The organism is Kitasatospora sp. NPDC054768 (genome assembly GCF_053612025.1).
In genome coordinates this window covers 1-13,539 of sequence record NZ_JBSHBN010000002.1, presented here as the reverse complement: position 1 = coordinate 13,539, position 13,539 = coordinate 1, and the positions used below count along the sequence as shown (strand labels likewise).

Below are 13,539 nucleotides of genomic sequence, written 5' to 3'. Positions count from 1 at the left end.
CCGGCGCGGGCCGGTCAGAGGGCGAAGTGGGCGGCGATGCCGTCGAGGACGCAGTCGAGGCCGGTCTCGAACTGCCAGTCGGGGTCGTCCTTGCGGGTGGCCGCGTGGAGGTAGCGCTGGTAGTTGGGGTAGCGGCCGGTGCCCATCAGCCAGCTCATCCGGGGGGCGAGGCCGGCCCGGGTCTGGTCGCCGTCGGACCATCCGCGCTCGCGGCGCAGGGTGTTCAGGGTGACCTCGGTGGTGACCGAGCCGTGGACGTAGCCGGTGACGGTGCGGAACACCGCCATGGTGGTGTCGGCGTCCAGGCCGTGTTCGGCCAGGGCGGCGAACGCGTGCTCGGGGACGGCGAGTTGGTGGGGGCTGAGGGAGAACGGGGTGGCCGTCCGGACGGTCCACGGGTGGGCCAGGTGCATGGCCCGCAGGTTGAGGGCCAGGGCGCGCATGGTGTCCCGCCAGCCCTCGGCGGGGGTGCCCAGCGGGAGCCGGCCGTAGACGAAGTCGACCATCAGCTCGATGAGCTCGTCCTTGCCGGAGACGTACCGGTAGGCGGCCATCGGGGCGACGCCGAGTTCGGCGGCCAGTCGGCGCATGGTGACGGCCTCCAGGCCCTCGGCGTCGGCGACGGCGACGGCGGCCTCGGCGATCCGCTGCGGGGTCAGGGTGGTGCGCGGTGCGGGGGCCGGGCGGGCCAGGCGCTCCCAGAGCGAGACCGGGGGCCTGTCGTCGCCGGCGGGGGTGTCCCCGGCTGGGGCCTGTTGAGCGGGCACGGGGCGGGCTCCTTCCGACTGGGGTCGGGCCCACCGTAGCACTCCGCGTGTACGGCGTATCCACAGTGGACGACGTACGCGCCGATGTGTACGTTGTATCCGACAGATACGCCGTACACAGCAGTTGTCCCGGAGGGGGATTCCCATGTCCACGGAGCAGAGCCTGATGGAGCAGAGCCTGAAGGTCGCCGTCCTCGTCGGCAGCACCCGCGAGGGCCGCTTCGGCCCGGTGGTCACCGACTGGCTGCTCGGCCACCTGGAGGCCCACGGCGACCTGACCGCCGACCGGATCGACCTGGTGGAGACCCCACTGCCCACCACCTTCCCGTCGTTCGGCGGTGAACTTCCGCCGGGCGACGCCGAGTTGCTGGCCGCCGTATCGCCCCGACTGGAAGCGGCCGACGCCTTCGTGATCGTCACGCCCGAGTACAACCACAGCTTCCCGGCCCCGCTGAAGAACGCCATCGACTGGCACAACCGGCAGTGGCACGGCAAGCCGGTCGCCTTCGTCTCGTACGGCGGCCTGTCCGGGGGCCTGCGGGCCGTCGAACAGCTCCGGGTGGTGCTGGCCGAGCTGAACGCCGCGACGATCCGCAACACGGTCAGCTTCCACGGCGCCGGCCAGCGCTTCGACGCCGACGGCAAGGCGATCGACCCGGCCGCCGACGCCGCCGCCAAGACCATGCTCGACCAGCTCGTCTGGTGGGCCCAGGCACTGCGGGACGCCCGCCGGGCCCGCCCGTTCGCGGCCTGAGCCGGGGCAGGGGGCGGAGACCATGGCCACGGAACCGGCCGAGAGCCAGATCGAGAGCCAGGCCGAGGGCCAGGCCGAGAGCCAGGCCGAGGGTCAGGCCGAGAGGCAGGCCGAGGAGCGGCCCAAGCCGCCGTTGCTCGGTGTCATCGGGCTGATGCTCGGCATCTTCCTCTCGGCCCTCGACGGGCAGATCATCGGCACCGCGCTGCCGACCGTCGTCGGCGACCTCGGCGGACTGGAGCACCTCTCCTGGGCGGTCACCGCCTACCTGCTGACCTCCGCCGCGGCCACCCCGCTCTGGGGCCGGCTCGGCGACCTGTACGGGCGCAAGGGCGCCTACCAGTGGGCGGTGGTGGTGTTCCTGGCGGGCTCGGTGCTGGCCGGACTCGCCCAGGACATGGGGCAGTTGATCGCTTTCCGGGGCCTCCAGGGGATCGGCGCGGGCGGGCTGATGGTCGGCGCGCTCTCGGTGATCGGGGTGCTCGTCCCCGCCTCCGACCGGGCGCGGGTGCAGTCGGTGGTCGGCGTGCTGATGCCGATCGCCTTCGTCGGCGGACCGCTGCTCGGCGGCTTCCTCACCGAACGGCTGAGCTGGCGCTGGGCCTTCTACGTCAACCTGCCGGTCGGGCTGGTCGCGCTGCTCGCGGTCGGCGTCGGGGTACGGCTGCGGACCGAGCGGGTGCGCGCCCCGTTCGACTGGGCCGGGGTCGTCCTGCTGACCACCGGCATCCTCGCGCTCACCCTGGTCGGCAGCTGGGGCGGCGCCGCCTACTCCTGGACCTCCCCGGTGCTCCTCGGCACGGCGCTCGTCGCGCTGGTCGCGCTGGGCTGGTTCGTCCGGACCGAACTGCGCGCCCCCGGGCCGCTGATCCCGCCCGCGCTGTTCCGCGACCGCAACTTCACGGTGGCGCAGGTGCTCGGCTTCCTCACCGGCGCGGTGATGATCGCTCTGGTCGGCTACCTGCCGCTCTACCTGCAACTGGCCCGGGGCGCCTCACCCACCGCCGGCGGCCTGCTCCTGCTGCCGCTGATGCTCGGCATGATGGGCACCCAGCTGGTGACGGCGCGGCTGATGGGCCGGCCGGGCGGCGAGCGGCGCTACCCGCTGCTGGGCGGCGCGCTCACCCTGGCCGGCGGCGCACTGCTGCTGCTCCTGCGCACCGACACCCCGATCGCCCTGGCCTCGGCCCTCACGGCAGTCGCCGGGATCGGCCTCGGCCTGGTGATGCAGAGCACCCTGCTGACCTCGATGGGGGCCGTGCCGCCCCAGGACATGGGCGCGGCGATGGGCGTGGTCACGCTGCTGCGGAGCATCGGCGGCTCGCTCGGCATGGCGGCGCTCGGCGCGGTCTACACGGCGCGGCTCACGGACTCCCTCACGGAGCGCCTCGGGTCCGCCGAGGCTGGCCGGCTCACCGGCGGCGGGCTGACCCCGGCCTCCCTCGACGGCCTCCCGGCGGAGGTCCGCGACGCCGTCGGGGCGGCGGTCACCGGCGGCCTGCACGGCACGGTCGTGGGCGGGGTCCTGCTGGCGGCCGCGGCGACCGCCCTCGCCTGCCTGGTCCGCCCGCGCCGGGCCCCGGAGCCGGCCGGAGCCGGAACCCGGACCGATGCCCCGGCCGATGCCCCGGCCGAAGCCCGGGCCGATGCCCGGGCGGAGACGAAGGCCTGACGCGTCCGAGGCACGCGAAACGGCCCCCGGCGGAGCAGGACTCCGCCGGGGGCCGTCAGGCTGTCGGGATCAGCGGGTGATCAGCACTCGATGACGTTCACGGCGAGGCCGCCGCGCGAGGTCTCCTTGTACTTGATCTTCATGTCGGCCCCGGTCTCCTTCATCGTCTTGATCGCCTTGTCCAGCGAGACGTGGTGCCGTCCGTCGCCGCGCAGGGCCATCCGGGCCGCGGTGACGGCCTTGACGGACGCCATGCCGTTGCGCTCGATGCAGGGGATCTGGACCAGGCCGCCGACCGGGTCGCAGGTGAGGCCGAGGTTGTGCTCGATGCCGATCTCGGCGGCGTTCTCGACCTGCTCGGGGGTGCCGCCGAGGACCTCGGCGAGGCCGCCCGCGGCCATCGAGCAGGCGGAGCCGACCTCGCCCTGGCAGCCGACCTCGGCGCCGGAGATGGAGGCGTTCTCCTTGAAGAGCATGCCGATGGCGCCGGCCGCGAGCAGGAAGCGGACGATGCCGTCGTCGTCGGCGCCCGGGATGAAGTTCAGGTAGTAGTGCAGGACGGCCGGGATGATCCCGGCGGCGCCGTTGGTCGGCGCGGTGACCACCCGGCGCCCGGAGGCGTTCTCCTCGTTGACGGCCATCGCGTAGAGGGTCACCCACTCCATCGCGTTGGCCGGCCCGATGCCCTCGGCGCGCAGCGCACGGGCGCCGGACGCGGCCCGGCGGCGGACCTTCAGCCCGCCCGGCAGGATGCCCTCGCGGGACATGCCGGCCCGCACGCACTCCTGCATCACGGACCAGATCTCCAGCAGACCGGTCCGGATCTCCTCCTCGCTGCGCCAGGCCTTCTCGTTCTCCAGCATCAGGCCGGAGATCGACAGGCCGGTCTCCCGGCTGAGCCGCAGCAGCTCGTCACCGGTGCGGAAGGGGTACTTCAGCGCGGTGTCGTCGGGCTTGACCCGGTCCGCGCCGATCGCGTCCTCGTCCACCACGAAGCCGCCGCCGACCGAGTAGTAGGTCTTCTCCAGCAGGGTCGAGCCGTCCGCCGCGTACGCCCACAGGGTCATGCCGTTGGCGTGGTACGGCAGCGAGCGGCGGCGGTGCAGGACCAGCTGGGTGTCCGGGTCGAAGTCGATGGTGTGCTCGCCGACCAGGTTGATCCGCTTCTCGGCGATGATCCGCTCGACGTCCTTGTCGGCCTGGTCGACGTCGACGGTGCGGGGCGAGGCGTTCTCCAGGCCCAGCAGGACGGCCTTCGGGGTGCCGTGGCCGTGGCCGGTGGCGCCGAGCGAGCCGTACAGCTCGGCGCGCACCCCCGTCACCCCGTCCAGGAGGCCTTCGGAGCGCAGTCGGCGGGCGAACATCCGGGCGGCGCGCATCGGACCCACGGTGTGGGAGCTCGACGGGCCGATGCCGATGGAGAAGAGGTCGAAGACGCTGATGGCCACGGGGGACGTCCTTGTCTGGTCTCGTGGAAGGACTTGCGGGCAGGGAGGGGCCGACACGGGACGGGGCACCGCGCGCACTGTCCAGTGTGCGCGGTGCCCCGGGGTGCCAGGTACGCCGGAGGGGTGAGGCCGGTCACCCCGCCCGAACGATCACCGGAGTGATCAGAGGTTCGGGTACAGCGGGTACTTGTCGGCCAGGGCGGTGACCCGGGCCTTCAGCGCGGCGGCGACGGTCTCGTCGAAGGCGGGCTTGAGCGCCTCGGCGATGATGTCGGCGACCTCGCGGAAGTCCTCGGCCTGGAAGCCGCGGGTGGCCAGGGCCGGGGTGCCGATGCGCAGGCCCGAGGTGACCATCGGCGGGCGCGGGTCGTTCGGGATCGCGTTGCGGTTGACGGTGATGCCGACCTCGTGCAGGCGGTCCTCGGCCTGCTGGCCGTCGAGCTGGCTGTTGCGCAGGTCGACCAGGACCAGGTGGACGTCGGTGCCGCCGGAGAGCACGCTGGCGCCGGCCTCGGCCACGTCGGCCTGGAGCAGGCGCTCGGCGAGGATGCGGGCGCCGTCCAGGGTGCGCTGCTGGCGCTCCTTGAACTCCTCCGAGGCCGCGACCTTGAAGGCGACCGCCTTGCCGGCGATCACGTGCTCCAGCGGGCCGCCCTGCTGGCCGGGGAAGACCGCGGAGTTGATCTTCTTGGCGTACTCGGCCTTGGACAGGATGACGCCGCCGCGCGGGCCGCCCAGGGTCTTGTGGGTGGTGGTGGTGACCACGTCCGCGTACGGCACCGGGTTCGGGTGCAGCCCGGCGGCCACCAGGCCGGCGAAGTGCGCCATGTCCACCATGAGCAGCGCGCCGACCTCGTCGGCGATCCGGCGGAACGCGGCGAAGTCGAGCTGGCGCGGGTAGGCCGACCAGCCGGCGATGATCAGCTTCGGCTGGTGCTCCTTGGCGAGGCGCTCGACCTCGGCCATGTCGACCTGGCCGGTCTTCTCGTCCACGTGGTACGCGGCCACGGTGTAGAGCTTGCCGGAGAAGTTGATCTTCATGCCGTGGGTCAGGTGACCGCCGTGGGCCAGGCTCAGGCCCAGGATGGTGTCACCCGGCTGGATCAGCGCGAACATCGCGGCGGCGTTGGCCTGCGCGCCGGAGTGCGGCTGGACGTTGGCGTGCTCGGCGCCGAACAGTGCCTTGATGCGGTCGATCGCGATCTGCTCGACCACGTCGACGTGCTCGCAGCCGCCGTAGTAGCGGCGGCCGGGGTAGCCCTCCGCGTACTTGTTGGTCAGCACCGAGCCCTGGGCCTCCATGACCGCCACCGGGGCGAAGTTCTCGGAGGCGATCATCTCCAGGGTGGTCTGCTGGCGGTGCAGCTCGGCGTCGACCGCGGCGGCGATCTCCGGGTCGAGGGCGTGCAGGGACTGGTTGAGAACCGTCATGGTGTGGTCTTCCCGGGAGGAGGAGGGAAAGGGGCCGGGGCGGGGCGGACCGCCGTGTGCGGCCCGTCCCGTCGGGTGGCTCAGCCCTGGGGGTTGATGAGCGCGTCGTACTCGTCGGCGCTGAGCAGCTCGTCGGTGGCCTCGACGCGCACCTTGAACAGCCAGGCGTTCCCGAACGGGTCCGCGTTCACGGAGGCCGGGTCGTCGATGACGTCCTGGTTGATCTCGGTGACCTCGCCGGTCACCGGGGAGTACAGGTCGCTGACCGACTTGGTGGACTCCAGCTCGCCACAGGTCTCGCCGGCGGTCACGGTCTCGCCGACCTCGGGCAGCTGCACGTAGACGATGTCACCGAGGGCGGTGGCGGCGTGCTCCGTGATGCCGACCGTGGAGACACCGTCCGCGGCCGCGGTCAGCCACTCGTGCTCCTTGGTGTACTGCAGGTGCTGGGGGTTGCTCATGGCGTCATTCTCCAGGATGGGAAGCGGGTACGACGAAGCGGGCCGCCGCGCGGACGGCCGCGACGTGCGCAAACGGAAAAACGGGGGCCCCGGCGAAGGCTCAGCGGGCGCGCTTGTAGAACGGCAGCGCCACGACCTGGACGGGCTCGTGCTTGCCGCGCACGTCCACCGCGACGGTGGTGCCGGGGACGGCGTGGGCGGCGTCGACGTAGGCCATCGCGATCGGCTTGCCCAGGGTCGGGGACGGCGCGCCGGAGGTGATCCGGCCGATCGGCTCGCCCTCGGTGGAGACCACGGTGTACTCGGCGCGCGGCACCCGCTTGCCCTCGGAGACCAGGCCGACCAGCACCTTGGGCGGGTTGGTCTCGGCCGCGGCGGCGGCCTGCTCCAGCGCCTTGCGGCCGATGAAGGCGCCCTCGTTGGTGGTCTTGTCGAAGCGGACGACCCGGCCCAGGCCGGCGTCGAACGGGGTGAGGTCGGTGGACAGCTCGTGCCCGTACAGCGGCATGCCGGCCTCCAGGCGCAGCGTGTCGCGGCAGGACAGGCCGCACGGGATCAGGCCGTGGCCCTCGCCCGCGGCGGTCAGCGCCTGCCAGACCGGCTCGGCGTCGGCCGGCCGGCAGAAGATCTCGAAGCCGTCCTCACCGGTGTAGCCGGTGCGGGCGAGCAGCACGTCGCGGTCGGCCACCCGGGCCGGGAGGATCGCGTAGTACTTCAGGCCGGGCAGGTCGGCGTCGGTGGTCTTCGCCAGGATGCCGGTGGCCTCCGGGCCCTGGACGGCGATCAGCGCGTAGGTGTCGCGGTCGTCGGTGACGACGGCGTCGAAGCCCTTGGCGCGGGCGATCAGCTCGTCGAGGACCAGCTGGGCGTTGGAGGCGTTGGCGACGACCAGGAAGGCGTCCTCGCGCAGGCGGTAGACGATCAGGTCGTCCAGGATGCCGCCGTCCTCGGCGCAGATCATGGTGTAGCGGGCGCGCAGCACGCCCAGCGCGGAGACGAAGCCGACCAGCGCGTGGTCCAGCATCTCGCCCGCCTGCGGGCCGGTGACGGTGATCTCGCCCATGTGCGAGAGGTCGAACAGGCCGGCCTGGGTGCGGACCGCGAGGTGCTCCTCGCGCTCGCTGCCGTAGCGCAGCGGCATGTCCCAGCCGGCGAAGTCGGTCATGGTCGCGCCGAGGGCGCGGTGCAGCGCGTCGAGCGCGGTCAGGCGGAGGGACGACATGGCCAGGAACTCCTCGGTCGGGGCACTCAGGGGTGCACGCGCCGGACCGGACCCGCTCGGGTTCGACCCTGCGCGCGGGCATGCGGCGGCGTGGGTCTCCCCATCTGTCGTCGAACCTGAGAGCTTCACCGCCCACCGCCCGCAGCTGTTTCCAGCTTGGGGGACAGCATGACGGCTTGCACCGTGGGTGGGCGCACGACAGGGCCGGGCGCCGCTTTCCAGATGTGCCTAACCCGTGCGGTAGGGGTGCCTGAGAGATTCCGGGGAGGACTTGCTCCTTCGGCGCCGGCTGTGCCTGAACGGCACTCCGGGCTCTCCCGCGCGGGTTCGAGCGGCCGGTATGGAGTTGTGGGGGCCCGCGGCGCATGCCGTCGGACGGGCACATCATGGCACGTCCGGGACGGCGAGGGGAGAGGGGACCCGGTCACACCGCGCGGCACCCGGACGCGGGCCCGGGGCGGCACCCGGGACCGGGGCCCGCGGGGCACCCGAACACGAGCCCTAAAGGGGAGGCCCCGGGGCCCTAGACTGCTGCGCGTCGGCGCAGCAGAGGGCGGCCGAGCGGCAGAGGGCGGGATCGGCGGCGCATGGGGTACCCGGTGGAGCAGCAGCAGGAGTGGGGCGGACCGCAGGAGGCGCCGGCGGGCGGTTCCTGGCCGGCCAACGAGCTGGAGCAGGTGCTGACCGCGGCCCTGGGCGACCCGGGCGCGACGCCGAGGGTGATCGAGGTGCTGGCGCGCAGCCAGGTGTGGGTGCCGCTGCCGGCCGGGGCCGATCCGCAGGGACAGGCGCTGGACCTGCCGACCGTCGAGCTGGGCGGTGACCCGTACGTGCCGGTGTTCTCCTCGCAGGAGGTGTTCCTCCAGCAGGCGCCGGGGATGGCCTTCGCGGTGGCGCCGGTGTGGGAGTTCGCCCGCGGGTTGCCGCTGGGCGTGGGCATCGCGGTGAACCCGGACGCGGCCGTGGGCATCCCGGTGCCGCCGCAGGGGGTCGCCGAGCTGCGCCGCGGTCCGCGCGGGGACCGCTGGGAGGCCGCCGACGACGCCACGGCGCCGACCGGAGGCCGGGTGGCGCTGCGCGAGCCGGTGCCGGGCGAGGACCCGGAGCACTTCCTGGCCGCCTGCCGGGGCGAACTGTCGTCACTGCCGGGAGTGTTGACCGCCCGCAGGGCGCTGGCCAGCATCGAGGGCGAGCCGACCGTGATGTTCGTGGGCGTCCAGCTGGACCCGGCGGCACCGGCCGATCCGGCCGCGGTGAACGACGCGCTCGGCCGAGCGCTGGGAACCGCGCCGCTGCCCGGCGGCGTCCACCTCGTACTGCTCGACCTCGCCGACGACCCGGTGGTCGAGTGGCTGCTCACCCGGGTACTGCCGTTCTATTCGCGGGGCTGAGCGGGGTTCGTATCAAAGGCACGTCGCCGTGGCGGTGGCCGGTGCAGCGCCATAGGGTGCGTGCAGACGGCCGACGGGCCGGCGGGTTGAGGGAAAGAGGCGCGGCGAGGTGGGCGCATGAGTGCGGGAACGGGAGCGGGCGGTGTGCCGGGGCCCTGGGGCCAGGCACCGGCCGGGCGCCCGGGAGCTGATCCCGGCGCGTTGGAGCGCGCCCTGCGCGACGTCGCGCCGGAGCGCTACGACGCGTACGAGGGGCTGCTGCACGCGCTGGCGGACGGCCAGGTCTGGATGCTGCTGTGGCACGGCACGCCGGGCAGCCCGGACGCCCAGTACGGGAACATGGAGATCAGCGGCCACGGCTACGCGCCGGCCGTCACCTCGTCCGAGCAGCTGACCGCCTCCGGCTGGGCGCGGGCCCACGAGGTCATCTCCGGCCGGGAGATCGCGGCCTCGCTCTACCGCACCCGCTGGGGCCTGTGGCTCAACCCGCACGCGCCCGGCGGCGGCGTCGGCGTGCCCTGGGCGGACCTGCGGCGGGTCGCCGCGGGCCTGGACCGGCTGCCGGCCGGGCCGTTGAAGCTGAGCGAGCCGCAGCTGAACGCCCAGTCGTTCTTCGCGCTGCTGGAGCGGCAGGCCGCCGAGGTGCGCGCCGTGCGGGCCCTGCGCCGGGCCTGGGTGCAGCCCGCAGTGGGGGAGCCGTACCTGGCCATCGGCCTCGACCTGTACGAGAGTTCGCCGCCGGCGGTGGAGGCGGTGCGGGCGCTGATGCAGCGCGCGATCGCGGTGGCCCCGGAGGGGCTCGCGGTGTCGACGGTGGCGATGTCGGACGAGTACGACCCGGTGGCGCTGTGGATGCGCGCCAACGCGCGGCCGTTCTTCGACCGGGAGGCGGGCCGCCCGCCGACCGGTCCGTACCCGCCGGTGCCCCCGCCGCCGTACCCGGGGCAGTCGATGCCGGGTTACGGGTACGGCACCCAGCCGCCGGCGCAGGGCTGGCAGCAGCAGCCGCCGCAGCGGCCGTGGCCCGGCTACCCCGGGCGCTGATTCCCAAAACTCATTCCCCGAAGCCGACTTGATTGTCCGTCAAGTCGGCTTCGATGCTTTCCGGACGAATTTCCGGATGTGTGCTCCGGTCATCTTGACATGGCAGTTACAGCCATGTGAAGAGGTATATGCCGAAGACCGGGGAGGTGCATGCACGCAGATCACAGTTGGGCATCTGTCGGTTGGCAGGGCTGGCGCAAGCCAGTTCGGATGGCAGAGAGTTCTGCGCAACGCACCGCGCGTGCTTGAACCCCACAAGGGCGAGCGCGCACGCCGACAGTCCGCCCACGCGACGCCCATCCCGCGTGGTGGCAGTGCCTGTGCACGACGCACTGCCGTCAACACCCGCTCCTCCTAAGCACCTCCGCACGTCCGCAGCCGCACCGCCGAAGCCGGCGACCGGCACCCGTGGGCCGGCCACCGTCGGCGAGGGGACCAACTGACCATGACCGCAACCGTGACCACCGCCGGGAACGATCCGGAGGCACCCGCCACCGCAAGCCCGGCCAAGAAGATCGAGGGCCGCTCCCTCGGCCAGATCGCCTGGACCCGCTTCAAGCGGGACAAGGCCGCCGTCGCCGGCGGCGTCGTGGTGATCCTGCTGATCCTGCTCGCCGTGCTCGCCAAGCCGATCGAGTCGATGTTCGGGCTCGACCCGGACGCCCTCCACCAGGACCTGCTGGACGCCGACCTCGGCGGTCTGCCGTTCGGCGACTGGGGCGGTATGAGCTGGGACCACCCGCTCGGCGTCGACCCCCTCCAGGGCCGTGACCTGCTCACCCGCGTCATCGAGGGCTCCTGGGTCTCCCTGCTGGTCGCCTTCGGCGCGACCCTGCTGTCCAACACCATCGGCACCGTGCTCGGCATCATGGCCGGCTACTACGGCGGCTGGGTGGACACCCTGATCAGCCGGGTGATGGACGTCTTCCTGGCGTTCCCGCTGCTGCTCTTCGCCATCGCGATCTCGACCTCGCTCCAGGGCGGCGCGTTCGGCCTGCACGGCCTGCCGCTGCACATGCTGGTGCTGATCTTCGTGATCGGCTTCTTCAACTGGCCCTACATGGGCCGGATCGTGCGCGGCCAGACGCTGTCGCTGCGCGAGCGGGAGTTCGTCCACGCGGCCCGCAGCCTGGGCGCGCGCGGACCGTTCATCCTGTTCAAGGAACTGCTGCCCAACCTGGTCGGTCCGATCCTGGTCTACTCGACCCTGCTGATCCCGACCAACATCCTCTTCGAGGCCGGGCTGAGCTTCCTCGGCGTCGGCATCCAGCCCCCGCAGGCCTCCTGGGGCGGGATGCTCCAGGACGCGATCCGGTACTACCAGGTGGACCCCCAGTACATGGTGGTCCCCGGTCTGGCGATCTTCGTCACCGTGCTCGCCTTCAACCTGCTCGGCGACGGGCTGCGCGACGCCCTCGACCCCAAGAACAACTGACCCTGTGTCACTCGGACCACTCGTCACTCGACGGTGCGTCAGAATCCCTCCTCCACATCCTCAAGGGGTTGATCTCACCCATGCGTAGGTCCCGTACCGTCGCCCTGACCGCGGCGGCTGCCGCCGCGGTCCTGGTCGTGACCGGTTGCACCAGTTCGTCGAAGAGCGGAGGGTCCTCCACGGCCTCCGGCTCCGCCGAGGGCGGCTCCGGTGCCAACGCGGCCACCAAGGGCATCGTCAACGCCTCGGACAAGAAGGGCGGGACGGTGACCTACGAGATGAAGGGCACCCCCGACTCGCTCGACCCGGGCAACACGTACTACGCGTACATCTACAACTTCTCGCGTCTGTACGGCCGGCCGCTGACCACCTTCAACCCGGCGCCGGGGGAGGAGGGCAACAAGCTCGTCCCGGACCTCGCCGAGTCGATGGGCCAGCAGAGCGCGGACGGCCTGACCTGGACGTACAAGCTCCGCAAGGGCCTGAAGTACGACGACGGCACCCCGATCTCCTCGAAGGACGTCAAGTACGCCATCGAGCGCTCGAACTACGCGCTGGACGTGAACTCCAACGGCCCGGTGTACTTCCACGATCTGCTGGTCGACAACGCCACGCCGTACGCGGGGCCGTACAAGGACAAGGAGGGCGGCCTCAACTCGATCGAGACGCCCGACGACACCACGATCGTCTTCCACCTGCAGCACCCCTTCGCCGACTTCGACTACCTGGTCAGCGCCCCGGAGACGGTGCCCGTCCCGCAGGCCAAGGACACCGGTGCGGAGTACGTGAAGAAGATCGCGTCCTCGGGCTCCTACAAGTTCGAGTCCTACGAGGACGGCAAGCAGGCCGTCCTGGTGCCGAACACCAACTGGGACCAGAGCACCGACCCGATCCGCAAGCAGCTCGCGGACAAGATCGTGCTCAAGTTCAACATCGACCAGGCCACCATCGACAAGGACCTGCTGGCCGGCAACGCCCAGGTCGACCTGGTGGGCGGCGGCGTCGACCCGCAGACCCAGGCGCAGATCCTGCAGAACCCGAAGCTGAAGGCCAGCACCGACAACGCCTACGGCGGCCGTCTGGTGTACATGGCGATCAACTCCAAGCTCGCGCCGTTCGACAACGTCGAGTGCCGCAAGGCCGTCCAGTACGCGATCGACAAGGTCTCGGTGCAGACCGCGCTCGGCGGCCCGATCCGCGGCCAGATCGCCAACACGGTCCTCCCGCCGGACATCGCGGGCCACCAGGACTTCAACCTGTACGAGACCAAGGACAACAAGGGCGACGAGGCCAAGGCCAAGGAAGCCCTGAAGGCCTGCGGCAAGGAGGGCGGCATCAACACCGTCCTGTCGGCCCGCACCGAGCGCGCCACCGAGGTCGCCGCGGCCACCTCGATCCAGGCCGCGCTGAAGAAGGTCGGCATCAACGCCGAGATCCAGCAGTACCCGCAGGGCAAGTACCTGCAGGACGCCGCCGGGTCCCCGCAGTTCGCGGCCGAGCACAACATCGGCCTGATGATGATGCAGTGGGGCGCCGACTGGCCGACCGGCTACGGCTTCCTCCAGCAGATCGTCGACGGCCGCACCATCAAGCCGTCCGGCAACAACAACCTGGCCCAGCTGAACGACTCCGCCGTCAACAAGCTGATCGACGACGCCGCGATCAACCCCGACAAGGGCGCCCGCGAGAAGATCTACGGCGACGTCGACAAGAAGGTCATGGAGCAGGCGGTCTACGTCCCGCTGACCTACTTCAAGGTCTTCCTGTACCGCCCGGACAACGCCACCAACCTGGTCTCCACCTCGGCGTTCTCGGGTGAGTACGACTACCTGAACATCGGCTCCACCAAGTAAGAGCCTGGCTCCGCATCCCTGAAGGCAGGTGAAGGCAGCGGCGCCCGCCGCCGTCCGGAAG

General features: G+C 71.8%; 11 protein-coding genes and 1 riboswitch. Of the genes, 6 read left to right on the top strand and 5 right to left on the bottom strand.

Features of this window, described 5'->3' with window-relative positions; genetic code table 11:
- Positions 1-14: 14 nt before the first annotated feature.
- Entirely contained in the window at positions 15-767 is a 753-nt protein-coding gene (locus ACWGKU_RS00710) for a TetR/AcrR family transcriptional regulator (RefSeq protein ID WP_452176992.1), read from the bottom strand.
- A 145-nt stretch (positions 768-912) separates the two neighbouring features.
- Here ACWGKU_RS00710 and ACWGKU_RS00705 point away from each other — a divergent pair, with 145 nt between their 5' ends.
- Both ACWGKU_RS00705 and ACWGKU_RS00700 read left to right on the top strand, forming a co-directional pair.
- On the top strand, positions 913-1,521 hold the full coding sequence (locus ACWGKU_RS00705) for an NADPH-dependent FMN reductase (protein ID WP_452176991.1): 609 nt from the start codon (positions 913-915) through the stop codon (positions 1,519-1,521).
- A gap of 22 nt (positions 1,522-1,543) precedes the next feature.
- Positions 1,544-3,193: an MDR family MFS transporter gene (locus ACWGKU_RS00700; RefSeq protein WP_452176990.1), complete on the top strand. Its 1,650-nt coding sequence runs from the start codon at positions 1,544-1,546 to the stop codon at positions 3,191-3,193.
- 80 nt (positions 3,194-3,273) lie between these two features.
- Here ACWGKU_RS00700 and ACWGKU_RS00695 read toward each other — a convergent pair whose 3' ends face one another.
- The 4 genes from ACWGKU_RS00695 to gcvT all read right to left on the bottom strand — a co-directional run bounded on the left by ACWGKU_RS00695 (position 3,274) and on the right by gcvT (position 7,755).
- Positions 3,274-4,641, bottom strand: coding sequence for an L-serine ammonia-lyase (locus tag ACWGKU_RS00695; protein ID WP_380538136.1), 1,368 nt, complete (start codon positions 4,639-4,641; stop codon positions 3,274-3,276).
- 162 nt (positions 4,642-4,803) lie between these two features.
- Positions 4,804-6,072, bottom strand: a complete 1,269-nt coding sequence (gene glyA, locus ACWGKU_RS00690; RefSeq protein WP_452176989.1) for a serine hydroxymethyltransferase — start codon at positions 6,070-6,072, stop codon at positions 4,804-4,806.
- Between the two features lie 80 nt (positions 6,073-6,152).
- Positions 6,153-6,533: a glycine cleavage system protein GcvH gene (gene gcvH, locus ACWGKU_RS00685; protein WP_359901485.1), complete on the bottom strand. Its 381-nt coding sequence runs from the start codon at positions 6,531-6,533 to the stop codon at positions 6,153-6,155.
- Between the two features lie 100 nt (positions 6,534-6,633).
- A complete protein-coding gene (gene gcvT, locus ACWGKU_RS00680) occupies positions 6,634-7,755 on the bottom strand; it encodes a glycine cleavage system aminomethyltransferase GcvT (protein WP_401054521.1) in 1,122 nt (373 codons plus the stop codon).
- A gap of 228 nt (positions 7,756-7,983) precedes the next feature.
- A riboswitch (glycine riboswitch) is annotated at positions 7,984-8,085 on the bottom strand.
- 257 nt (positions 8,086-8,342) lie between these two features.
- Here gcvT and ACWGKU_RS00675 point away from each other — a divergent pair.
- From ACWGKU_RS00675 to ACWGKU_RS00660, 4 genes are all read left to right on the top strand, one after another.
- The gene (locus tag ACWGKU_RS00675; protein ID WP_401050362.1) at positions 8,343-9,146 is read left to right on the top strand and encodes an enhanced serine sensitivity protein SseB C-terminal domain-containing protein; all 804 of its coding nucleotides are present in this window, start codon (positions 8,343-8,345) and stop codon (positions 9,144-9,146) included.
- A 117-nt stretch (positions 9,147-9,263) separates the two neighbouring features.
- On the top strand, positions 9,264-10,190 hold the full coding sequence (locus ACWGKU_RS00670; protein WP_401050363.1) for an enhanced serine sensitivity protein SseB C-terminal domain-containing protein: 927 nt from the start codon (positions 9,264-9,266) through the stop codon (positions 10,188-10,190).
- 445 nt (positions 10,191-10,635) lie between these two features.
- Positions 10,636-11,625, top strand: a complete 990-nt coding sequence (locus ACWGKU_RS00665) for an ABC transporter permease (protein WP_359901496.1) — start codon at positions 10,636-10,638, stop codon at positions 11,623-11,625.
- Between the two features lie 80 nt (positions 11,626-11,705).
- A complete protein-coding gene (locus tag ACWGKU_RS00660) occupies positions 11,706-13,478 on the top strand; it encodes an ABC transporter substrate-binding protein (RefSeq protein WP_401050364.1) in 1,773 nt (590 codons plus the stop codon).
- Positions 13,479-13,539: the final 61 nt, after the last annotated feature.